Raw genomic sequence first — 24,569 nt, forward strand, 5'->3', positions numbered from 1 at the left:
TTTTAACATGGTCGGATTGTTTTAAGTTAACATAATTAAGGGTTTTCCAAAGCGAGGTGTCCACTTTTTAATAAATGTTTTCCCTAGTAGGTAGCTTTTAGGTGCTAAAATTTTATATAAATTTATTAGTTTATTACTATAGGCTTAAGTATGACCTCACCATCAACGGATATGAGCTTAGAGGAGCAACATAAAATCTTAAAAGAATGGAATCAAACCCGCTCTAAATATACTTATGACAAAATCATCCCCGCATTGTTCGAGACACAAATCGAGCAGGTAGTAAAGCAAGTGGCGTTAATCTATAAATCAAATACCCTTAATTATGAAGATCTCAACAATCAAGCCAATCAATTGGCTCATTATTTAAGAGACATTGGAGTTAAACAAAATACTTTAGTCGCCCTATGCATGGATCCGGGTTTTGAATTATTAATCGGCATCCTGGGAATTTTGAAATCGGGGGGAGCATATATTCCATTGGATCCTAATAACCCTGTTCTTCGCCAAAAAACTATATTATCTGATTCAAATACAAAAATTATAATTACTCATTCAAAACTAGCGGATCAATTTGATGATATGGCCAAATCTCAAGTAATTTGTTGGGAAGCAATCCAATCAAAGAGAGCCATGTACCCTACCAACAATCCAACCCACATAAATAAATCAACAGATTTGGCTTATGTAATCTACACTTCCGGATCAACTGGTACCCCAAAAGGCGTAATGATAACTCATCGTAATGTTCATCATTTTGTGCATTGGTTTGGTAAAGCTATTTCAGTTTCATCGGACGACATCATTGATTTTTCATCTTCTATCTCTTTCGATTTTGCAGTGGCATGTACGTTATTCCCCTTGTTAAAAGGTCTTAAAATTGCCATTTGTCCTGAAACAGATAAAAGAGATCCCTATTTATATTTAAAGCATTTGCAAGATGCACATGTGTCTATCATCAAAATCACACCAAGTCGTTTCAGACAATTAAACAGCATTGTATTGAACGAGGAAAAAAGGCTGGATTTAAAATACATTGTCTTTGGTGGAGAGACTTTGTTAGCAAAAGATATCCATGACTGGTTAAAAAAATTTCCAACTCATAAACTATTTTGTGAATATGGTCCCACTGAAGCCACTGTTGCCTCATCATGGATTCTCATTGATGAACATAATATAGATCAGTATAAGCATCGAATTCCAATTGGAAAACCCGCTTTAAATACCAAGTTGTATATATTAGATAAAAATATGCAACCAGTATCCGTTGAGGCGTTGGGAGAGCTATATATCGGGGGGGATGGTATTGCTAAAGGTTACTTGAATAAACAACAATTAACTGAGAAAAAATTTGTTAAAAATCCTTTTGGCACGGGTAGGTTGTACAAGACCGGAGATTTATGTTGTTATTTACACGACGGTAATATTGAATTTGTCGAAAGGATAGATGATCAAATTAAAATTAGAGGATTTCGAGTTGAAATTGGTGAAATTGAGAAGTGTTTGGCATCTTATCCTGGCATTCAAAATGTTGTTATTTTAGCAAGAGCCGAGCACGGGGAACTAGAAGAAAAACAATTAGTTGCCTATTGTATTCCCAAAGACCCTAGAAAATTAGACACGTATGATTTGCGTGATTATCTTAAAAACCTATTACCTAATTATATGGTTCCAACACATTTTGTGGTTATGGAAGAGCTCCCCTTATCTGCGAGTGGAAAATTAGATAAAAGTAAATTACCTAAACCAGAAGCTAAGGAGCCTCAGCAAGTTATACCCCCACGAAACGAAACTGAAACCATACTCAAAAAAATCTGGTTAGAATCTTTAAACTTAAAGGATATTAGCATCCACGATAATTTTTTTGATTTAGGAGGCAATTCATTATCAGCGGCTAGGCTCATTACAAAGATTAGGAAAGTCGCCCATAAAAAAATTTACTTACAGGATTTATATCATTCCGAAACAATTGCTCGTCTCGCTGGTGTAATTGATGCAGCAGACGATATTTTGGAAGATGAAAATGGAAAGGATCGCCTCCCATCTTTAAAGGAAATGCCCTTAAATGAATTGCAATTTTTATTCTGGTTAATGAAACTGTTTTACCCTAGATCGAATCTATCCAATATCGTAATTAGAAAACGAATCTCGGGTAATTTGGATAAAAAGAAATTAGATATTATTTTTGAATTGCTGTGTAAAAATCATCCAGTTCTATGCTCTACAATCCCAAGATATTCGCCATTACAACGTCCACAAAAGAATATTCTTCAATTTGAAGTAATTGAACAGGATATTAGAGATTTAAAATTGGAAGAACAAGAACACGAACTACATGAATCACTAGTTGAATTAGAACATCGAAAATGGAACAGAAAATTACCTATGATTCTGTTTAAATTATTTCGATTAGGAACTAATTCTTGTGAAATTCAAATAGCTATATCTCATTTTATCTCAGATGAAATATCCGCAGAAATCCTAATGAATGAGGTTTCTAATGCATATGTTGACTATAAAAACGAATCAGAGTTTGTCGAGAAAAGAACTGAATTAGTTTTTTACGATTACATTCAACAAGAACAAAGAGAGCTTAGTAAAAACTTACTAAAATATATGGATTTCTGGGATCATTATTTAGCCGATATTCCCTCACTGGCTTTTCCACAGAATGAAATTTTAAACAGCATAACTTCATCGTGTACTACCTATTTTGAAATACCCCATAATATCTTGCAGGGGCTACAGAGCTTTTGCAAAAAAAACCGAATTGGTATTGGAGATACTTTAATCGCAGCCACGGGTTATGTTTTGGCACCCTATCTCGATGAGAAAAACAAAATAGCGATTATTAATTTTGTAAAATCGATTCGTGATCATGAGGCTTATGATCATGCGATAGGACTTTTTGTGCGAAATGATGTTATTAAAATCGACTTAAATCACTCAGTCACTCTACTCGAATTAGCAAAGCAAGTCCAAAATTCACGAATAGAAAATTATTATTACCAATCATGTCCCACTATAATAAAAATTGCCTTTCTGATGCAAAAAAACTGGAAAAATAAAAAAGTTGGCAATTTTTTTATAAAACTTTTCGCGAAAATATATACAGGCATTTTTCATAAATATAAGTTAAATTATGAAATTTTAGTAATGTTTGGGCGAGTGTTTTTGGCACGGAAAAATAATAGTTTTTTTGTTAATGTGAACATCCTGAATCATTTCCTTAATAATAACTCTGAAACAAAGCTGTTTGGGTTTAGTCAAATGCCAATTAAAGCGTATCATGATGATAAAATAGTTGAAAAAAACGTATTAAATATTTGGTTTGATCGAGATGAACAGGGTAAATCCTATCTCATCATATCGGGTAATTTAAGACCAGAATTTCGCAGAGTTATTGGTTCCAATTTATTAGAAATAATGGGCTCATCATTATTATGAGCTTTTAATGAGTACTCCTTCCGATAAAGTGATCAGCCATTGCTCAGTTGTAATTTTGCTGTGCATAGTTTGAAATAATTTATATACCTGAATAAGGTACTCCAACATTCGAGACGGATGGTTGGATCATTCGCATTCACGGTGCACACTGTATCTAAATCAGTAACCTGTTGATCAGTCACATAGTAGCATTTATTTTCTTTCAATGAGGAGATAACACCTACTAAATTAAAATTTTCGAAATGGAGCATGCAATTATCCGTCACAGCAAAGCCGGATGGTAATAATCCTTGTCTTACTGCGATTATGTACGCATCCATGCGCTCTAAATATTGATTATCGCTGTACGCACAAAGCGATTTTCTTTTCGAATTAGCATGAGGACAGAAACTTTCTTTAAACCAACCTAAGCAAGACATTGCTGTATATTGTCCTGGTGTAGAATCACTCAATCCCGAATGAAAAGGATACATTCCACCCGCACTTACACCGGCTAAAAGGGGCAATCGATTTTCAGATTTCAATTTATCTAAGATAAAGCTAAATCCCGATTTGTTCCATATTTCCAACATTTTTTCGGTATCACCACCGCCAATAAAAAGTATATCTTGTTGAGTAATGTAGTCTTCCAGTTGTTTTTCTGTGCGCCGTGATTTTGTCAAGGATAATTCGGAAGTGGTGATATTTTTTCCAAATTTTGCACGAACAAATCGAGTAAAAAAAACTCGTTCGATCCATTTATCGTTACCGGCGGTGCCAATGTAACAAAAATGGATATTAGTCTTATTAATTAAACCGAACGCATACTCCATAAATCGATTAAGGGTACAATTTAGATTCAAAAAATTACTATCATCAAAACTCATTAACAACATATGAGTCATGGAGGCTCACTATTAAAAAAAGGAATCGGTAAGAATATATTGTGCGTATATGTCTCTCATACTAAGTATAGCAGGTATTACTAATATACTACTCAGAGGCGATGACACATTTTATGAATTTCCATTCCTACTGTCTTAGAAAAATTCCAAGACAGTTCCTACACTGGCGCTTCGTCAAAAATGTGAGGGGCTTTCAGCACGAACTATTTCTTGCAAGGTAAGTTCAGACTTAAGCTCAGAAATCATGAACTCAGTTAGTGCTTCAGCATTGCCGATTGCAATTTCCCGTGGAACATCTCTAAATACAAGCGTTCTATCCGCAGTGTAATCTCGTGAAAATTCTTCCAGTATACCGGCTCTCATAACCCCCTTTACATCATCAATAGTCATCAGTCTTCTATCAGAAGAAGTTATCAAACCTAATTCATCGGCTCGTCTATTCATGCGCTCATAAGCGGATTTAAACTCAGGAAGATCTGAACTCCTGGTGGTTGCAATCTCTAGAGCCCATGGGCGTTTTACAAATTCCTCATTATCGATGGTTCGACTGTGAACTTTTTTAGCAGCCATAAACTTTCCTAGAAACTTACCAGGAGCGGTAATTTCAACAATTTTCATGATATCGGTACCAATTATTGGCCTCCAATTATCTTGTTTATCAGTTCCTAATACGATAGTCACTTCATTGTTTCTCTGTGCTGTGGTCACAATTGAATTATATACATGACGGATTCCCGGTTCCTCCTTTTCATTTTTCAACCTTGCGTATTCCTCATATAGCTCCCTATCGAGATGAAGTACTAGCTGAGGGCGAATAGAGACTTTAGGCAAGCCCATCACAATAATATACCCTTTGGTAGGTAGTACCGATAAGCCTTCAGCATAGTCTTGTACTGTGTGAGGGCAAGGAGATGCAGAGAGAAGATAACAACTATTATTCTCCTCAATAAACTCCGGTATTTCTAAACTTGGTTCTCTTCTGGAATATTTTCCTGTTCCCATTTCACCTGAGCGCATAATCTCATTTATTTCCTCTGTACCTGGTGTACCCCGAAAATAAATATCTTCGGCTACCGGTAAACTGTTTAATAATTCGGAATGCCCTATATTCTGTCTTTCAGTGGACTTATAAGGATAATCTGTGGATGAAAATAAAGTACCCGATTGGGTAGCATGACTTATAACTGCTCGGCGAAAAGCAATGCCTACACCCGTTAATTTATCCACCTCTAAGAAACGCCTTCTCATAGTGATCTCCTTACAAAAGATGTAAATAGTTGTTGTCTGTAACAAGATCGCCAAACAAGGGAAATACACGTAAAGATTTCAATCTTTCGCTGTAAGAACGAGGACTCAATCGAAGATAACTTGCTACAAGTGATAAAAAAGCACGGTTGCATGCCCCAACAAAGAACATTGCTCTTTTCATGACCGCCACAATGACTCCATAAAATACACTAAGCCCATTTAATAATCATAGCACAGGCAATTTAACTGAACAAAAAATAATCAATTAAAAATATCCTCGGATTTAGTGTGCATGGAATTCTATTTTTCCTGAAACGTGTAAACGCGATTGATTCGAATGAACGAGCTTAAGTTGCAAAAAGATTAATAATTCCCGGAATTATATTTAAATAGGTTTCTCATAAGATGATACCCAACGATTTAAGCCACCAACCACTATGAAAAAAAACCATAATATGGGATAATAATTGGCCAGTTTAAATAATATTAGTCTAGTTATATGAAAATAAAAGCAGTATTTCTAATGGTTTCCATTTTTTTTCCTATGGCTTTGTGGTCGAGTTCTGCGCCCTGTCCCTTAGCAAACGGAATCAATGTACATACTAAAAAACGAATTTTAAATATATGTAAACAAGGCACTGTAATTAAGACATTTAAAATTGCCATCGGAAATAAAGGTGTAGGGAAAAAACGTGCGGGTGATAATAAAACTCCGATAGGTTTATATGGGTTAGCTCATCCAAGAAAATCAAATCAATTTAAAGTATTTATTCCAATTCTCTATCCAACTCCAAAGCAATTAGCTGCAGGATATTCAGGAAGAGATGTTGGTATCCATGGACCTACCCAGTCCTCCAGTCGTTTTAGTTGGTTAAGTAACTTACCTTGGTCAACGCGTGGATGCATTGCAGTTGGCAAAAATAACCATATCGAGTATGTCGCTCATTGGGTAAAAGCTAATCCAGGAACTAAAGTTTTAATTATATAGAGAATTAGGCAGCTATCTCCCAAAAAAACCTCAAAGATGAAGTAATGCATAACATCCGTTTTGGTGGAATGATTTATCTACGACATGAGTTTTTGCGTTAATTGAACCTTTTAATATTTATAACGTATGAATGTTTAGGAGATGTAATAGATCGAACAAAGAAAGGCGATTAAATTCTTTGTAATTTCAACAGCTTTTTTCAGGATTATGAGGCATATTTAATAGGGCTGTAACTTTCGCACTTTCAAAGAAAAAAACACAAATTCCATCAATATCCATACGTTGCTCCTCATCTTGAACACTATGTTTCATATAAAAGCTAGTACGTACTAAATATTCACCACGAGAAGCTAGATAGCTTAAATTAGGAGCTTCATTATTAGTACTGATCCTAAGTGTCATTTTTTTATGCAAAATATTATCAAGAACTGATATATAACCTAATGCATTTAAAAAACAGCTGACAATTATATTTCCCGACTCCAGCAATGCAGACTCTTCAATACTTCCGAGTTGAGTTGTTGATCCAAGCTTTCTATGTAAAAGAACATCACATAATCTAAAAGCGGATGTAACGGGTAAGATAAATGAAGCAATCCCCTCTAAAGTGCCGATTAAGGGGGTCGTCATAATTATCGCGCCCCCGGTGTTAGGGTTAATTTTAGCTAACTCTTCTTTTATATTATCTTTTATACTATTTTGTACCTCACTTACTTTAACGGTCACATCGACATGCGCTAGTTTTATCTGCTGGTCTAACAATCCTGAAAGTGCAAAGGTTGCTTCTGATGCTGCAAAGCTCATTAATTCGTTAAATCGTTTCCCTATCTTCATAATAGTTCATCCCTCCTGTTTAGATTTTAAGCATAGAAAAAGCTCATCGACATCGATAATTAAAATGGTTTCACCCGATCCCAATAATGCTGTGCCAGAAAATAATTTACTACCTCGAATAGTTGGATTTATGGGCTGGGTAATAATTTCTTCTGTTGTCAGCAAGCTATCTACAATTACACCTAATAATTCTTCTTCTTTTCTTAAGACGACTATAAATTGCCGGCTCTCTTCTAATGTTACTTTTTCTTTAAAAATAACGGACAAGCGTAAGAGAGGGACATTCATTTCATCATATACAAAAGACTCTTGGTGCAAGAGAGATGCTATGTCCTGATATGGTATCGTTATTAAGCGTTCTATACTATTTAAGGGTAATGCATAAATCTGATTACCTTGACGTATTAATAAAACAAGAATAACGGTTAAGGTTAAAGGAATTTTTATTATAAATTGAGTCCCCTTTCCCTTTTCGGTCTCGACTTCAATCGATCCATTAATGGATTCGATTGTTTGTTTAACAATAGATAAGCCTAACCCTCTTCCTGAAATATCTGTAACTTTTTCTGCAGTAGAAATCCCAGAAAAGATGGCCTTGGTTACTTCTGCTTTTGCTGCGGTTGTGGATAATAAATTGTGACGTACAGCAATAGTTTTAATCGCTTCGAGATCGAGTCCAGCACCATCATCACTTACTTCAATAACTACTGATTCTTTCTGGCGTTTAGCTCTTAATTTGATGCTTCCTTCTACAGATTTTCTTCGGGTCTTCCTGATTTCGCTGGTTTCCAAGCCATGATCAATCGCATTTTTGATTAAGTGGGCAAGTGACTCGCTTATTGCGTCGATTAAGGAACGATCAACCTCAATTTCTCTGCCTTCAGTGTAAAATTCTACTTGCTTTTTTTGTTGTTCGGCGAGATCTCTGACCATACGGGAAAAACGATCGAAAACAAATCCTATAGGGACTAGACGTATTTGCATTACATAATACTGTAACTCATTTAGTGTTTGATTCAGACTACCAAGGGTTGCAGTTAATTCAGAGGATTGAAGGGTTTCGCTTAAACTTTCCAACCTCATTTTGTTAATAAGTAATTCTTTGGTTAGATTGAGCAATTTATCGAGACGGTCCACATTCACTTCGACGCTTGTGATTGATTCCATGCCGCTAAATAATTCAAGCGATGAGAGATCCGCTCCTTGTTTCTCATTATTCGTTAATATCAAATTTATTTTTTCAATCAGTGAGGCTGTATCAAATTCGGGCTGCCCTTTAGCAATTTTTTTTATGTTTTCTTTTAGAAAATCAAAGCAATTAAATAAAAGATTTATACACTTTTTCAGTGTAATTTTTTTAGTGCGAATCGCATCTAATAAATCTTCAATTGCATGATTTAAATTTGCTATTTGTTGAAATCCCATAGTGGCAGAAATACTTTTGAATGTATGGGCATTGCGAAAAATATCTTGAAGATTTTTCTTGTTACCTGGATGTTTTTCCCAATTAATAAGAGCTAAGTTCATATTTTTAATATGATTATTTGCCTCACTAAGAAAAGCTTCCATATATTTATTTATGTCTTCATTCATTTACAACACCTATAACGAGTTATAAATAGCTCTTAAGTTCATTTTTGATTTGTTCAATCTCAAACGGTTTTTGAATATATCCTTTCGCTCCTAAGGCTTTACACTGTTCTTTAATCGATGCGTGACCAATCGATGTAATCATTAATACATTGAGATGGGGATATTTATCATGAATGTTTTCTAAGAGTTTAATTCCTTCTATTTCACTTGTGTTCATGACTATGTCCAATAACACGAGGTCGGGTGATTTTTTTTTAAGATGAAGTAGAGCGGCTTTTTCTCCATCAGCCTCTATGATATCGAGATCTGCAAAATTACTCTTTAAAATATCTTTTAAAATTATCCGCATAAATTTGGAATCATCTACAATCATGACCATCTTCCCCATTATGTTCTCCTAAACTGAGATCTACCCTATCTTTCCTTAGTTTTCTCATATTCCAGTTACCGATTAGTTGTTGCAAACTCTTAAATAGAAGACGCTCTTTGTGAGCGACTCGATGTTGCAACCACAACTGATGACCGGTGTTTCCGGAAATCATTCTTTAATTACGTTCTATGACTGATAATTTTATAAGTTCCTCTTGAGTTAGGATGCTTGATAAATCTAATAAAATGATTAAACGATTTTCATAGATAACAACTCCACCCACGTATTTTTCATGAATATTTACAATACTGGATGGATTTTGATTTATATCTGTTCCATTTACGCGCAAAACTTCTACTACTTCATCAACAATGAGACCAAAAATTCCACTTCTTTGCTTTGTGATAATAATATGCTTCGGATTATCGATATCGATACTGGGTAGAGAAAATAGTTTCTTAATATCAATAATTGCTACAATATCCCCACGTACATTGATCAACCCTCGCATAAAATAAGGAGAATCTGGAATAGGTGTGATCGGTACAACCTTAATAATTTCTTGTGCGTCATTGATTGGGATACAAAATTCTTCATTCCCAGTGCGAAATACAATAAGTTGCACCAATTGTTGTTCTTTCGTTTTCAGGGTTAGGTGTGATTTATTCGGCATTATTCACTCCTAAGCACGTGTGTCTCAGAGGCCATATATGCCACTTTAAATCGCTTCAATGCTGTTCTTAACTCATCAGATAAGACCGATAGATTCGAAGCAGACACAGACATTTGTTGCATGCTGGCTGTTTGCTGTTGAATTGAAGAAGACATCTGCTCTGCACCAACTGCTGCTTGTTCTGAAGTGGCCGATATTTCTTCTGTGGTTTTGGCAACAGCTAAAGCTGCCTTCGCTTGCTCTGATGTAGCAGTAGAAATTTCTTGCGCTTTGACTGTGATCTCTTGAGTCCCTGAACTAATTTGACTAAGAATCCTTAATGCTTCATTGACGATATCGATTGATTCAGTTACTTTTTGTGTACCCGTGGTCATTCCTTCTACTACTTGTGTCGTTGATTCAAGAATGGTATTAACCATGCCTTCAATCTGGACCGCTGCTTTTTTAGTCCCTTCCGCAAGTTTCCTAATTTCATCGGCCACAACCGCAAACCCTCGACCAGCTTCCCCCGCACGTGCAGCTTCTATTGCCGCATTTAATGCGAGAAGGTTCGTTTGGTCGGCAATACCTTTTGTCGTGCCGACGATTACTCCAATTTCTTTAGCGCGTTTATCCAGATCTTTTACCGTATCGGTATTTGATTTCACAATATCATCAATAGACTTCAGCCTGGTAGCCGCCTGTTTTCCTGCATCAGTTCCTCTGCTTGCAAGTTTTGCAGCTTCTTGGGTCACTTCTGCTGCACTACGTGAATTGGTAGCCCCTTGTTGAATTGATTTAGACAGTTCCGTAACGATTCGCGTACTCGATTCTAGTTTTTTCGCCTGTTCTTTCGCACCAACAGCTATTTGCTGTGTGGTACTTGCAGCTTGCTGTAACGTCGTACTAACTTGCTTGGAAATATCCGCTAACTGTACTGACGCGCTGGAAACTTTGGTAGAACTATCCATAGCAAAACGAATTAACGCTCCTAAATCATCGAAAGATTTATTCAGTGCATCGGATAAAGTTCTGATATCGCCTTGGGTTTCGATACTGACTCGTTGCGATACATCTCCCATAGACAATGCGACCGCGAGGCGAATAACCTCTTGCACGGGAGTGGCAATTGAATTAAGAAGATTATTTAATTTGTCTACGATATCTTTCCAACTGCCCCCCACGCCCTCAACATTTGCACGCTCATTCAATCGGCCTTCTTTACCCGCGACTTGAGCCACACGAGATACCTCACTTGCTAAGCGATTGAGGTCATCCACCATTTTATTAATGGTTTCTTTTAGAAGTAATACTTCTCCTTTAGCTTCTACAGTAATTTTTTGCGTTAAATCACCTGCACTAATTGCAATAGCAACTTTTGAAATATTACGTACTTGATCGGTAAGGTTAGAGGCCATTGCATTAACGTTTGCAGTTAACTCTTTCCAAGTCCCACCTACTTCTGGCACTGATGCCTGCCCACCTAATTTTCCTTCGGTACCCACTTCTTTTGCAACTCGGGTTACTTCAGCGGCGAACAAATTTAAGTTATCTACCATCTTGTTCAGTGTTTCTTTAAGCTGGAGAATTTCTCCACTTACCTCCACAGTAATCTTTTGATTGAGATCACCATCCGCCACAGCAGTTGCAACTTGGGCAATATTACGAACTTGGCTGGTTAAATTTGCTGCCATTGCATTAACGTTATCGGTTAACTCCTTCCATGTTCCGGTAACTCCAGGAACTTGTGCTTGACCACCTAATTTACCTTCGGTACCGACCTCTTTCGCGACTCGGGTTACCTCGCCTGAAAAGGATCTTAAGTTATCCACCATGTCGTTAATGGTATTTTTTAATTCGGATACTTCACCTTTTACTTCAACAGTAATCTTCTGGTTAAGATTGCCGCTCGCTACAGCTGTCGTAACTTGGGCAATATTTCGGACTTGGCTCGTCAAATTTGCAGCCATTGCATTGACATTATCGGTTAATTCTTTCCAGGTGCCGGTAACATTGGGGACTTGTGCCTGCCCACCTAATTTTCCTTCGGTACCTACTTCTTTTGCAACCCGGGTTACTTCTGAAGCAAAAATCGTCAAGCTATCTACCATCTTGTTAATTGTTTCTTTTAGTTGCAATACCTCACCTTGTACTTCTACGGTAATTTTCTGATTCAAATCCCCTTTTGCAACGGCGGTAGCAACTTGGGCAATATTGCGCACTTGACTGGTTAAATTAGCTGCCATCGCATTCACGTTATCCGTTAATTCTTTCCATGTACCCGTAACACCTGGTACTTGTGCTTGACCGCCAAGTTTTCCTTCCGTACCAACTTCTTTAGCCACCCGGGTTACTTCTGAAGCAAAGATGGTCAAACTATCCACCATTTTATTAAGCGTTTCTTTGAGTTGCAGCATTTCACCTTGTACTTCAACCGTTATCTTTTGATTCAAATCACCTTTTGCGACTGCTGTCGCTACCTGGGCAATATTGCGTACTTGGTTCGTTAAATTGGCAGCCATCGCGTTGACGTTATCAGTCAATTCTTTCCAGGTGCCTGTAACACCGGGAACCTGTGCCTGACCTCCTAATTTCCCTTCAGTACCAACCTCTTTCGCAACCCGGGTTACTTCACCAGAAAATGATCTCAAATTATCAACCATTTTGTTGATGGTATTTTTTAATTCCAACACTTCGCCTTTAACTTCAACCGTGATCTTTTGATTAAGATCCCCACTCGCAACAGCTGTAGTTACTTGTGCAATATTGCGCACTTGGCTAGTTAAATTTGCAGCCATTGCATTGACATTATCAGTTAATTCTTTCCAGGTGCCGGTAACACCAGGAACCTGTGCTTGACCACCTAATTTCCCCTCGGTACCTACTTCGCGGGCAACACGGGTAACTTCTGAAGTAAAGCTGCTTAATCCTTCCATCATACTATTATACGAATCAGCGATTTCCCCAAAAATATCATATTGATCTTTCTTTAATCGCTTAGACAAATCACCTCGTCTTACAGACTCAATTGCCTCGAGAATATCGCGCAATCTACTTTCCATAAAGGCATTACTTTTGTCGAATGGCTGTTCTTTTATCTCAACTTCCTGTCTTTCTTTTTGCCGAGACATCCTTAAATTCCCTTCAAGAGATAATATGATAAATATAGTAACAAAATGTTTTTTTTACAAAAATGGATTGGTCATTTAGGCGCTTAACAATACATTCATAGGCTTATTAATGTGATAAGTTCTCAAGTCTAAGATATATGAATTCCAGTGGGTATACACAGACTTATCCACAGAAAATGGGGATAAGTTATTGAAGAAACAAACAGGATTTTTCAAGAAATACATCTATCATAGATAACTTATATCGAGCGGAGGGTTAAGATATCCACAAAGGAACAATTGAAGAATCTTTAGATTGTGGGTTGGCTATGATATCTAAAAAAATAAGTGAAAAACAGTCTTGACGAGATAATTTTTAATTTTTTCATTAGAGGGGCTTGTAAACTTTTCCCTTCTACTGGTCTTTCCTCCCAATTCCAAACTGAAATCCATGATTGAGTTTGCTAACAATCAACTACTGAGGTAGCAAATATTTCTCTCCCTGTCTTGCTCATCTTGGGCTTGTATAAGCCCTCCCTCAATTTCTCTTTTTCGCTGGATTTCTTGATTTAAAGTTTGCTCCATTCGTTCATAGGTTTGCTGAGTTCCTGTTTTCATTTTAAACCCAAACATTTCAACAATACTACTCAGCAAATTGTGCCCCCTTCGGGTCTCGAATAATACTTTATTATTTTTCCGATGCTCGATTATTTTACGTAAAAGCTGGCTCAACGATAACTTAGGCTCAACTGCTACTTCCAGATATAGTTTTTTTAATTCATTAAATTTTCGGCGTGTTGCGTCTGATCCTGGTTCTTTTTTAGGTAAATCTTCAAGCTTATTATATAGTTCATCCAGTATTTTCCTTTTCGAAGAAGGCACGCGAAAACAATTGGGGGGCTTGGGCAGGATATAAAAGGTATTCGACTTTAAAGTATTCCCATACCATAGTCTTGTATTATAATTTAAACCGATAGTAAATAAACTAGAAACATTGGCAGGATAATGTAAGGTATAATTAAGGAGAGATCGGGCTGTAGTACGACAAGTATTAGAGCTATGAATTTCTTTTGACTCATCAATTATATCTTGGCGAAGCTTGGCATCGTGACTACTGTGTTGTTTAAAAGTCCCAATCTCTTGATATCTTAGAATGATTTTTCCCGGAGTTTCTTCTTCTGCAGGAATATAACAATGAATGCCTTCTCTGAGTTTGTACACTCCCAGTTCTGGGAAGGTCATTTTTTTATATTCACCAACGGGATTAGGTCTATTTTTATAGAAATCCAATTGCTCCTGATGGATATCTCTGGTGATCTCTAAAAATTCCAAATATTGATCAAAAGAGATAGCATAGGCTTGATAACTAATTTCGGGAAATTTGTTGGTAGCTCCAAGACCTTCATCCAATAATACAGCATCTGAATGACTTCCAACCATTTTTCCAAACAAAGTGAATTGCTGAACACAGCTTGAGCCAAAGCTTTTATCAATAATATTTCCCTTACCAACCTTCGCTAACAACTTAGGTTCGCCGTCAACCATGACACCTAACATTATGAAACTATGAACACCTTTTTTAGCGATGGCGATAAAAAATTCGCTATTTTTATCAATAACGATTGATTGATCAATTTTCACATCCACAGTATTTTCAAGTGTCATAGGACATCTCATTGAGATTTGAATTTGACATTATAGCGTCTTTTTTGGACATTTGAAACATTGCAAATCTCATCTGAGCTGGAATGTTTTCCTCTCTTTAAATCGATTTTATCTGCTCAATTAAATTACGTAATGCTTAATTAATAATTGAAATGTATAATATCATTCATTTTAATATTTAAGTATTCCCATGACTAGACTATCTAACACAGACGAAAAAACGAACGATGTGCAGGAACCAATTATACTCATTAATCCAACTGCGTTAACTAAAGAACAGAGCATATTCCTAAAAGAATTTTTAGAGGAGGATGATCAACCAGAAGTATTTTTAGTGGATAACCTTTATATATATAAACAAATTCATTTTAAATTAACACATGAGCTGAATTGGCGTTCAGGGAAAGATGGCATCAGTGAGTGTTTTGAAGTGATGAAAAATAGTCGCGCAGGCAGCGGAAGATATGCTGCAGTGGACCACATTGAAGGAAAATTAATTTTTCTTAACGAGGAAGTGGAGTTTATACCTGCTCATACAAAACCTCATAAGGAAAGAGTTAGAAAACTCATGTTCTTTAAACAAGATAAAGAGGAAGGACAATGGCGTGAGAGCATTAAACAAGAATATAAACGAACGAAGCAAGCAGGACATTTAAATGCCAGGGAGCCCGTTTTTTTTATAGACGGATCGGGCAAGCTTGGTGCTTACATGTTCATCAAAAAAGCATCAGGTACCACGTTACATGATATTTTATATGGTAGCCCTAAGATAGAACTTGATATCGCAACACGTAAAAAAATCTCTATCGCCATTCTTAATGCTTACATAGAGCAAGTAGAAAATAAGGGATTGGTGCATAATGATATTTCGCTTAAAAATATAATGCTTGATATTTCTGACCCCAAAAAACCAATCGTAACTTTTATTGATTTTGCATTTTCTAAGAAAATTCATAAAAATGATGCAGGTCCCGACATAAGAGGTACTCCTTTGTATATGGCCCCTGAACGGTTTGTAGGGGATGGCACCAGCACAGCCAGTGATGTATTTGCTTTAGGCCATATTCTTGGGGAACTTTTTGGAGGGCATCGAATCACACCTCGACGCAGCTGGGGGTTAAAAGAAATATGCCGTTTAAATATGAAAGGCCGCTTTGATAACGATCTAATCTTTCTTGATGAAGAAGAAGAAAGAGACATCATCACTGATCATCTTTTACCCATGGTATCGTCACGTCCGGAGAATAGACCTACGCCCCTGGAAATTAAAGAAACTCTTATGGCTGAATATGACTTTTCTCAAGAACCAATATGTTCCCCACAGCCTCCACTCTTCCACTGAGTTGCGAGTATTCGAAATTTAAAGCATAAGTCAAAAAAGGCGAAATTGATCCAATATGGATCAATTTCGCCTTGTTTCTTAGGAGGGATAGCTTTGGTCTTCAAAGAATGACAGAGCTAGCTCTTTTTATTTTTAGGATTATTATATAATTATGTAGCTCTTGTTCATCCAACATAAAATGGATTAAAAATTAATAGAATATTACAGGGATAAAACATGGATCCAGTCACGCATGCGGTCTTGGGAGCCGCCTGTTCTCAGGCAATTTTATATAAGAAAGACAAACAGAATGCTTGGCTTGTTGGTGGATTAGCAGCAATGGCACCTGATTTAGACGTATTAATTCAGGAATCAGGCAACCCCATGCTTTTTTTTCTCTATCACCGGCACTTCACCCACTCTTTGCTCTTTATTCCGATAGGCGCTTTGATTGTTACTTTAGGGCTATTAATTTTTAAGCGCTTCCGAACCAATTGGCAATTCACTTTTTTAGCAGCACTAATAGGTTATGCGACCCATGGGGTGCTCGACGCATGTACCAATTACGGGACCGTCTTATTTTGGCCGTTTTCCGAAACCAGAGTAAGTTGGGATATAGTTTCTATTGTGGATCCCTTCGTTACAATACCTTTATGTTTAGGAGTGATTTGCACTATTGTTTTTAAAAAAAGAAAACCGGTGATTCTTGCTTTAATATTAGTTAGCCTATTTATGCTATTCAATGGGTTTCAACATTATCGAGCAATGGCAGCCATTCAGGAGGAACTTGTTAGGCTGCAGATAAATTCTCAGAAGGTACGTGTGTTCCCTCAATTTTTAAGTTCAACTTCATGGAGAGGAATTGCCTTAACTTCAAATCGCCTATTTATCATGAATGTTGAAACCCCAATTTTTAAAGAATCAAGGATCCCACTGATTAAAAATTATCCTTTTTTCTCATCGCCAAAATTTCCCGAATATGTCAAAGGCTCCCCTTCTTTATTAAACGATTTTAGGATTTTTAAATGGTTTACTGATAACTTCCTCATTATGGTCAATAATAAGCCACTCATACTCGCTGATGGGCGGTTTTTAGGTTATGATGGAACCATTGCATTGTGGAGTATCCAGTTTTTATCTACCCTACCTCATGTTGAGATGTTTTATTCCCTAGATATAAATAATTACAAACTTAATTCCTTATAACCGGTATTCCGTAGAATTAATAATTTAATCTACTTAATAATCCCTTAATTTGAGAATTATATAATTTACTAAATTTATTAGTTCTGCTCACTCATGTTAAAAAAAATTGACTCAAACCTGCCGAAACAAAAAATTGTGTTGTTTATTCCATTTACTGCCAGTGAAAATAATTTTTCTCTCTATATAAGAGCCCTAGACTGGAGATATAACTTAAGAACTTCAGAGGACAAAAGTGATAAAATTCCTAGTATCGTAATGTATCAAGATCCTGATGAAAAAGAAGAAGATTACGAATATTATGATCAAGCACAGTTTCATTTTAATCAGGAAAATTTGGGAGGCAACGCAAAAATTTATATTCTTGCTGATGGAACAGGGGATCCTGAGCATGTCATAAATATTAATCAAGCCTATTATCAATATCTTTCGCAAGAACCTTATCAGCTATCGATCCATGCAATGGCCTGGCGATTAAAACAAAGTGGTCTTACATCGAAACTAGCTCAGAGTGTATCAGCAATAAATTTATATATTTGTGATCATCATAATACCAATAAACAATTAGCCGTTTATTTTGGTCAAGGTTTAGGTGAGCATTACAAAGACACCACTATTAACTATTACTCAGCAGAAGTGTATATACCGAGTTTAGTTTCATTAGATGGGTTTTACTATGAGACCAAAAAACTCGCGTACTTCTACCACAACACAATTCTTAAAGCGGGTTATGCCCATGAGCATAAGCATACCCTAAAGGTTAGCGACACCTTGGTGCAGCCAAGCTCCCCAAATGCTACCGATTCGTTAAACTCGAAAGCGCGATCGTTACCCACATTTAAAGAGACAGTCTCTGATGCAAGTTCTGTAAGTGTTGTAGAAATTTTAGATTCTGAGAGTACAGAGCATAGTTTGATGCAAGGAACTCAAACAATTACTTTTCCAGATGAAGAATTAGATATTGCCTATGGAACTGAAGCAGAATCTCAAACTGAAATTAGAACTTCAAGTACTGCACTCATCGTACGGCAAGATAGAAGTATGATTTCATTTTTTAAAGATGTTAAAAAAGTCGATTCACAAAATCATCCAAAATTGCAGGATGACTTTGCTTCCTTGACATTATAAATAAGATAAAATACTACATAACAATTGTATTTTAATTATTTGTATAAGCCATTCATACTGTTCACATTCTAAGTAGTGAAGATGAATCGTTCATACAACGGAATTATATAACCTTTTTTATTATAAAATTTATGTTTCATATTGCTTTATATCAACCAGAAATTCCTCCAAACACAGGAAACATCATTCGACTATGCGCCAATACAGGAGCAAAATTACATTTAATACATCCTCTTGGTTTTTCTTTACAAGAAAAAGCATTAAGGCGAGCGGGGCTCGACTATCACGAATGGACTTCCATAGCTCAATATGAGAATTGGGAAGCATTTATTCAACAACCATCAAAAAACGATTTATGCTTTCAGTGCTCGGGCACAGAAGTGTTACTCGAAAGTTCAATATACTTCTGAAGACATGTTTTTATTCGGCCCCGAATCCAATGGCTTACCTAAAGAGATTCTACAAGCCTATACCTCTCTTTCTATTCCAATGCGTGAAAATAATCGCAGTTTAAATCTTTCAAATTCAGTTGCGGTCGTTTTATACGAAGCATGGAGGCAATTAGATTTTGCTCAATAGTTAAGTAAAACTTCCTAAAAACACAGTTTGCATATCCAAGCTCTCTACATTGAATACGCATTCTACATATTGGAATTATATTCATTCTATATTGACATTAAAATAAATGATCTATATATTCATTAAATGGATAAATATCGGATTGAAATTCAAATGAGACAATTATTGAAGCTTGCATTACTAGCAACAACCCTTCTCATATATGCATGCGATAAAAAAGAAAACCCAAACTCACTCCATTTTGCCACCGCTGCAGAGTATCCACCATTTGAATATAGCGATCATGGGGATATAAAAGGATTCGATATTGATTTAGCAAAACTAATCGCTAAGGAACTTGGCAAAAACGCTGTTTTTGACAATATGCAATTCAGCACAGTTCTTCCTGCTATAAGCTCGGGTCAAGATGATATTGCCATAGCTACAATCTCAATTACTGAACCTAGAAAAATCAATTTTGATTTCTCTGACCCGTACTATTTTGAAGGCATGGCCGCTGTCTATCATTCCAATCAACCGGTTAGGATCCCAAACCAACTCAAAGATAAGAAAATAGCGGTGCAACTGGGCAGTATTATGGAGATCTGGGTGCGAGAAAATTTTCCTCAGGCCGAAATTACTGTTCTTGATAATAACAATCAAGCTATTGAAGCATTAAGTGCAGGGCTAGTTGATGTCGTTTTAATGGATGGATCTCAGGGTAAGATCTACTGTAAAAAACATACAGATCTTTCTCATTCTGTAATTGCCAAAGCGGATCATGGATATGCATTGGTAGTCAAAAAGGGTTCTCCTTTAACGATAAAAATTAACCAAGCATTACAAAAGCTTAAAGAAAATGGAGAAATTCAAAAATTGGAAAATATGTGGTTAAAGGACTCATTATAAATGAATTGATGGAGGCTAATATGTCCCTTACTATCCCAGAAAATCACAATGCGATTGCAGAAAATCCTTCTCAATCTATCAGTGAAGTAACAACGAATACCTTTGTTATTAATTTACAACAAGCACGATTTGCTCTGGAGTCAAATTGTCCTCCATCCCAATCAGAAGACTTAAACAATTCCTCTTTCTCAAAGAAACCAAAGCATCTACTGACAGGAACTGAATTAAGTACATCAGAATTGTTGCAAATTTTGGAGAACGCTAAAGCGCTTAAACACTCCCCTTCCTTATACCATCAGGCTTTAGCGAGTAAAAGTCTTGCAATGATTTTTGAAAAGCCTTCTTTTCGAACTCGCTTAAGTTTTGCAATGGCGATTCAAAGTATGGGGGGAATCGCCATTGAAAGCGTAGGTAATACCAGAAAACAAGAAACACCGGCCGATATGGCAAGAGTCCTAAACGGTTATGCCGATTTTATTATGGTAAGAACCCATGCTGACGAAGTATTACAGGAAATGGCTGCTTACGCCAAAGTACCGGTAATTAACGGTCTTTCGGCATTGCATCACCCCTGCCAGATTCTTGCAGACTTACTAAGCCTATGGGAGCAATTCGACTCTCTTGATGGACTAACAGTAACTTATATTGGTGATGGAAATAATATTCTCCACAGTTTGATGCTCCTTGCTCCTCAATTAGGAATAACCATTAATTACTGCTGTCCTCAAGATCACCAACCGAATGATTCAATTGTCAAACAAGCACAAAGTAGCACCACAGGAATGATTCATGTTTTTTCTAAGCCGGAAGAAGCGGTTAAAAATGCCGATGCAGTTTATACGGATGTATGGACCAGTATGGGCTTTGAGGAGCAAGAAAATGCTCAAGCCTTTCAAGGATTTCAGGTAACGGAATCTTTAATGTCTTATGCCAAACCCGAAGCAGTGTTTATGCATTGTATGCCCATGGAGCGAGGAAAAGAAGTATCCGAGACATTGCCAGACAGTCCTGCTTCAATAATTTTTAATCAAAGTGAAAATAGGATGCACGTACAAAAAGCCTTACTTCTATTTCTAAATTTATAAAAATACTTATGAGCCAAGTTATATATCTTGGCTCATAAGCTTATTTTTTCTGGAATTGACTTTAGATGTTTTTATTTAGTCAAATTTTAACTGAGGGTATGCTTCTGTATAAGCCGGAATATTCTCTTTATCAATTGTTTTATCTTTAGAATAAATTGTTTTTAAATTTCTTCGATCTACTTTATCCCCTTCTAAATTCACTAAATAAGCTGGCATGTTGTAGATATGTAATGTCACACTAATCCCTTTCCCCAAACCTTTTCTTCGCTTAAGCTGATGTACATAAATTCCACTTAAATCGTCACGATTGCAATGGAACCGAAAACGGTCAATGCGATTCTCTAAACACGCGGTAGATTCACTTGTGGGTCGATAGTATTTCTCAGATATTGGCCCTTCAAGAACGGTTACAGTACCTTTATATTTATGGTCATGAATTGTGGTTTGTTGTCGTTCCGCAAAGGCAAATGCCCAGATAGAAAAAGGATTTTTTTCATCGGCATGATCGTAAATAAGATACCGCCCTACACCATTCGCTTTCACTGTACTGCAATCAAGAGGCATGTAAACACTATGATCTAATTCTAATGAGCCCTCTGCAAGCTTCGTAGGTAAAGACATTGAAACGGTCTCGTAAGTTATATCTTCGAGTTCAAATATTGCTTTTATCACTTTTTTCTTATTTTTTTCTCTTATCTGATCTATTTTTGAAAACATGTCGCTTCCTTTTAGTTCTGTATATTGTTCAAATAGAGTTATCCTTTGAGAACATCATAATGATGTATTTCAGTTATATCTTATAACTAAGTATAATGGCAAAAAATTACCACTATGATTAGTAATACATATTAAAAAAATTGGGGTATTCATGCCAACTACAAAGCGCAAATATAAAATTACTTAGCTTACACTGATCAACTTTTAATATTTTGCTAATATATAAGTAGATTTATAACTTAGGAGAGAGCCAGAATGTCTAAAAAAATTCCAAAAAATTTTGGGAAATCGATTGACTGGACGGTGACCTCGGATAAAAAACAAATAAATTCCCTAAATAAAAACACCCGAACAATTGCCAAAGAGTTAGATACCAATCCATTGCCTGATAAAAATGAATTAAATCCACAAAAAAAACAATAGATTACCTCTTTAGTTGGTAAATAAAATAACACTTGCATATTTTTTATAAAAATTTATCCTAGTAAAGCATAATTTGATAAAAAGGATTTTAGAGATGATGATGTTTTTTAAAAGGTTCGCTACTTCTGCTCCTCAAAAAATGCTGAAGAATAACTCTACTTCCAGTAGTTTTTTTAAAGAGATGAATTTATCAATAGTTAAGGAAAAAGGAGTTAAAATAAAATTAAATGAATCTACTAAAATAATTGTGAACGAGCTCGAAAGCACTTCCACCGTTGATGCTCAAGGACCCGTTCCAAAATTAATGTAATCCAAGCGAATCTTGGTTTTCTGATATAAAATTCCTAGGTTATGGCTTGCACCTTCAATCAGGCTCCTAGGCTTATTTCCCCTATGCTGAGGCACTTAGGCATTCACTTTAGACCCAGTGAACATTGGGATATAGAACGCTCTAATACTTCGAAATGTTCAGGAGCACTAGATTTTAATGCAGCAAACTCTTCTTCATCAAGAACACTGAATACACCATCTTGGACGGTAGCCACTATATTTTTTTCCAAGTTATTAATCGCAGTTGAACCAAGGTCCTGACAAACAAATGCAATTTTAGCTGCTCCAAATTTAACTGGATCGATTGCTCTTGCTATGCCCGCGGTAATGGAAATATCTGCATTTTCATAAAGTTCTTGTACGGATGTTGCTTTGCTATTAAGTTGGCTTTGATTGAGAAAATCCATATATTGTGGAAGATTTATTACATAGATTGTGTTTGTCTCACAATCGACGACCACAGCGGGTTTGTTATCCTCCGTATCAGTCTCTTGCTCTTCCTTACGACTGAATTTTTTCTCAATCGCCATTTCATTATTCACCACACTAATAATCACTTTTTTGGACTGATTTTCTTGTATTACCACTGGAAAACGTTCACTAACGCTCCGATATGAATTTAAAACATATTCAGGTGGTGTAATAAAATCATTATTCGAAATACCTCTTTGAATCACCCCATCCACTGCATTCTCTGGTTTTCGTGTCGAAACGGTTATCAGATAAGTTCCATCTTTTTTTAAGCCTATATCAAGCCATTTAGGCCATATATTACACATCTCTTTGAATACATTGGGGACTTTTTTATTTTGATCCATACGACGCGTTAAAAATTCACCGCTCATATTATAAGTCACAACAGCTTCAGTATGCGTCAAAGCCCCAATATACCTCTTGGGGGCGGCTTTAACGCACTCATCTTCATAATAAATGGTTCGTTTTCTATCAACCGTTAGCAAAGCTAGTTCATCTAATGCATATCCTGTTTGTTGCTGCAATTGTAAAGCAAAACTCTCTGTTGTTATTGATTTACCGCTACCAGGTCCACCTGCCATCAAAACGGTGAACCGGTCAGGGTAATGTGTAGGTTCTTTCTCGGGAACACCAATAAACGTATTAGCCTGTATCGCAGAAACCAAAGGTAAAGCCTCATATTTGCATTGTTTAAGAAGAGACTCAATTATGGTCTCTGAAACAGTATAGATTCGTTCATCCATTTCCTTTTTTAGTAACTCATCTGCTACTCGAATTACGGCCAATTCACCTATCCCAAGATCCGAAGCATCAATAACTCCTCCCTCTCTTCGTTTGATGAGTTCTGCTTTCAATTTATGATAATGCTTATGAATCTGTGGATGGTGCTGCTCCGTCCAAGGATCATGTAACATTTTAGATACCCAATCCAGATATTTCTTTCGCTCAGAGACCATATTTATTTCAGGAATCGCAGGAACAATATGTTTTGAGTGGAAATCACGGACAAAGCAGCCAAATTCCAAATTTTTAGGTGGTGTTTTAACTAATAAAGGAATCAAAGCGCCTGTTATTTGTAATGAGCGTCGATAGCTTTCATAAAGGATTAAATCACCTATGGACGTACCGCTATATCCTTTATAATGTCCAAAACCTTTTAACATTAACTTTAATTCTTCTTTCTTTTGTACCGAATTTTTTAAGGCCGTAAATTCAACCGTGGGCTCATTAAAAATATCTGGAAATGCTTCTTTACCTGATTGAAGTACCCCCTCAATATCACAAGACCCTTCATTAAATTTCTTCCAATTGTACTTAGAATAATAACGAACAATGTGGGTATTGCCGCCTAAATTTACATGTTTTGCTTTTGATTTGAAATATTTAGTCGCTCTAGGGGCTTTAGAGAGCATCATTAACTCACTATTTAAAGTAAAGTGTATCTTGTATACTTTTAATATTACACAAGACAACTTAACTAAATATTAAGCATTAAGCTAATTTGTCAGGCACGGTAATAAAAAAAGACAAATCTCTAACTCATACTATTAATGTAACATTGAAATTAGTTATGAAAGCAACCAAGAATGAATGCTACTTATTTATAATAAAAAACGATAAGATAAATACA

General features: G+C 36.3%; 20 protein-coding genes and 1 pseudogene. 10 read left to right on the plus strand and 11 right to left on the minus strand.

The annotated features are described in order from the left end of the window. Window positions 1-150 precede the first annotated feature (150 nt). Window positions 151-3,447: an amino acid adenylation domain-containing protein gene (locus tag ACWTE2_RS03570; protein WP_454784167.1), complete on the plus strand. Its 3,297-nt coding sequence runs from the start codon at window positions 151-153 to the stop codon at window positions 3,445-3,447. Between the two features lie 32 nt (window positions 3,448-3,479). Here ACWTE2_RS03570 and ACWTE2_RS03575 read toward each other — a convergent pair whose 3' ends face one another. The 3 genes from ACWTE2_RS03575 to ACWTE2_RS03585 all read right to left on the minus strand — a co-directional run bounded on the left by ACWTE2_RS03575 (window position 3,480) and on the right by ACWTE2_RS03585 (window position 5,769). Continuing rightward, a complete protein-coding gene (locus ACWTE2_RS03575; protein ID WP_454784168.1) occupies window positions 3,480-4,331 on the minus strand; it encodes a Type 1 glutamine amidotransferase-like domain-containing protein in 852 nt (283 codons plus the stop codon). 174 nt (window positions 4,332-4,505) lie between these two features. Then, a complete protein-coding gene (locus tag ACWTE2_RS03580) occupies window positions 4,506-5,579 on the minus strand; it encodes a hypothetical protein (protein WP_454784169.1) in 1,074 nt (357 codons plus the stop codon). 10 nt (window positions 5,580-5,589) lie between these two features. Continuing rightward, a complete protein-coding gene (locus ACWTE2_RS03585) occupies window positions 5,590-5,769 on the minus strand; it encodes a hypothetical protein (RefSeq protein ID WP_454784170.1) in 180 nt (59 codons plus the stop codon). A gap of 309 nt (window positions 5,770-6,078) precedes the next feature. Between ACWTE2_RS03585 and ACWTE2_RS03590 the strand changes: the two genes are divergently transcribed. Further along, window positions 6,079-6,567 carry a L,D-transpeptidase family protein gene (locus ACWTE2_RS03590; RefSeq protein WP_454784171.1) on the plus strand — a complete coding sequence of 163 codons (489 nt, stop codon included), beginning with the start codon at window positions 6,079-6,081 and terminating at the stop codon, window positions 6,565-6,567. A 186-nt stretch (window positions 6,568-6,753) separates the two neighbouring features. On the opposite strand, the gene ACWTE2_RS03595 is transcribed toward ACWTE2_RS03590, so the two are convergent. From ACWTE2_RS03595 to ACWTE2_RS03620, 6 genes are all read right to left on the minus strand, one after another. After that, entirely contained in the window at window positions 6,754-7,401 is a 648-nt protein-coding gene (locus tag ACWTE2_RS03595; RefSeq protein WP_454784172.1) for a hypothetical protein, read from the minus strand. Window positions 7,402-7,407: 6 nt separating this feature from the next. Beyond that, the gene (locus ACWTE2_RS03600; RefSeq protein ID WP_454784173.1) at window positions 7,408-8,994 is read right to left on the minus strand and encodes a chemotaxis protein CheA; all 1,587 of its coding nucleotides are present in this window, start codon (window positions 8,992-8,994) and stop codon (window positions 7,408-7,410) included. Between the two features lie 19 nt (window positions 8,995-9,013). Next, window positions 9,014-9,382: a response regulator gene (locus tag ACWTE2_RS03605; RefSeq protein ID WP_454784174.1), complete on the minus strand. Its 369-nt coding sequence runs from the start codon at window positions 9,380-9,382 to the stop codon at window positions 9,014-9,016. 157 nt (window positions 9,383-9,539) lie between these two features. After that, the gene (locus tag ACWTE2_RS03610) at window positions 9,540-10,037 is read right to left on the minus strand and encodes a chemotaxis protein CheW (RefSeq protein ID WP_454784175.1); all 498 of its coding nucleotides are present in this window, start codon (window positions 10,035-10,037) and stop codon (window positions 9,540-9,542) included. Next, window positions 10,037-13,147, minus strand: a complete 3,111-nt coding sequence (locus tag ACWTE2_RS03615) for a HAMP domain-containing protein (protein WP_454784176.1) — start codon at window positions 13,145-13,147, stop codon at window positions 10,037-10,039. The genes ACWTE2_RS03610 and ACWTE2_RS03615 overlap by 1 nt, the downstream gene beginning before the upstream one ends. A 450-nt stretch (window positions 13,148-13,597) precedes the next feature. Then, window positions 13,598-14,767 (minus strand): hypothetical protein, encoded by a 1,170-nt coding sequence (locus ACWTE2_RS03620; RefSeq protein WP_454784177.1) that lies wholly within the window; start codon window positions 14,765-14,767, stop codon window positions 13,598-13,600. A gap of 214 nt (window positions 14,768-14,981) precedes the next feature. Between ACWTE2_RS03620 and ACWTE2_RS03625 the strand changes: the two genes are divergently transcribed. From ACWTE2_RS03625 to argF, 6 genes and pseudogenes are all read left to right on the plus strand, one after another. Beyond that, window positions 14,982-16,133 (plus strand): protein kinase domain-containing protein, encoded by a 1,152-nt coding sequence (locus ACWTE2_RS03625; RefSeq protein WP_454784178.1) that lies wholly within the window; start codon window positions 14,982-14,984, stop codon window positions 16,131-16,133. Window positions 16,134-16,349: 216 nt separating this feature from the next. Continuing rightward, entirely contained in the window at window positions 16,350-17,318 is a 969-nt protein-coding gene (locus tag ACWTE2_RS03630) for a metal-dependent hydrolase (protein ID WP_454784179.1), read from the plus strand. A 93-nt stretch (window positions 17,319-17,411) separates the two neighbouring features. After that, a complete protein-coding gene (locus ACWTE2_RS03635; protein ID WP_454784180.1) occupies window positions 17,412-18,443 on the plus strand; it encodes a hypothetical protein in 1,032 nt (343 codons plus the stop codon). A gap of 131 nt (window positions 18,444-18,574) precedes the next feature. Further along, a pseudogene (gene trmL, locus ACWTE2_RS03640) lies at window positions 18,575-19,022 on the plus strand (tRNA (uridine(34)/cytosine(34)/5-carboxymethylaminomethyluridine(34)-2'-O)-methyltransferase TrmL). Between the two features lie 153 nt (window positions 19,023-19,175). Beyond that, entirely contained in the window at window positions 19,176-19,910 is a 735-nt protein-coding gene (locus ACWTE2_RS03645) for an ABC transporter substrate-binding protein (RefSeq protein ID WP_454784181.1), read from the plus strand. A 20-nt stretch (window positions 19,911-19,930) separates the two neighbouring features. Beyond that, window positions 19,931-20,995, plus strand: a complete 1,065-nt coding sequence (gene argF, locus ACWTE2_RS03650; protein ID WP_454784182.1) for an ornithine carbamoyltransferase — start codon at window positions 19,931-19,933, stop codon at window positions 20,993-20,995. Window positions 20,996-21,070: 75 nt separating this feature from the next. Here the strand turns inward: argF and ACWTE2_RS03655 are convergent, their stop codons facing one another. Next, window positions 21,071-21,712, minus strand: a complete 642-nt coding sequence (locus tag ACWTE2_RS03655; protein WP_454784183.1) for a cupin domain-containing protein — start codon at window positions 21,710-21,712, stop codon at window positions 21,071-21,073. 255 nt (window positions 21,713-21,967) lie between these two features. Between ACWTE2_RS03655 and ACWTE2_RS03660 the strand changes: the two genes are divergently transcribed. Together ACWTE2_RS03660 and ACWTE2_RS03665 are read left to right on the plus strand one after the other, a co-directional pair. Beyond that, window positions 21,968-22,135, plus strand: a complete 168-nt coding sequence (locus tag ACWTE2_RS03660) for a hypothetical protein (protein WP_454784184.1) — start codon at window positions 21,968-21,970, stop codon at window positions 22,133-22,135. A 94-nt stretch (window positions 22,136-22,229) separates the two neighbouring features. Further along, window positions 22,230-22,445, plus strand: a complete 216-nt coding sequence (locus tag ACWTE2_RS03665) for a hypothetical protein (RefSeq protein ID WP_454784185.1) — start codon at window positions 22,230-22,232, stop codon at window positions 22,443-22,445. 103 nt (window positions 22,446-22,548) lie between these two features. Here the strand turns inward: ACWTE2_RS03665 and ACWTE2_RS03670 are convergent, their stop codons facing one another. Continuing rightward, entirely contained in the window at window positions 22,549-24,354 is a 1,806-nt protein-coding gene (locus tag ACWTE2_RS03670) for a hypothetical protein (protein ID WP_454784186.1), read from the minus strand. Window positions 24,355-24,569 lie beyond the last annotated feature (215 nt).

Source organism: Legionella nigrisilvae, from assembly GCF_977063395.2.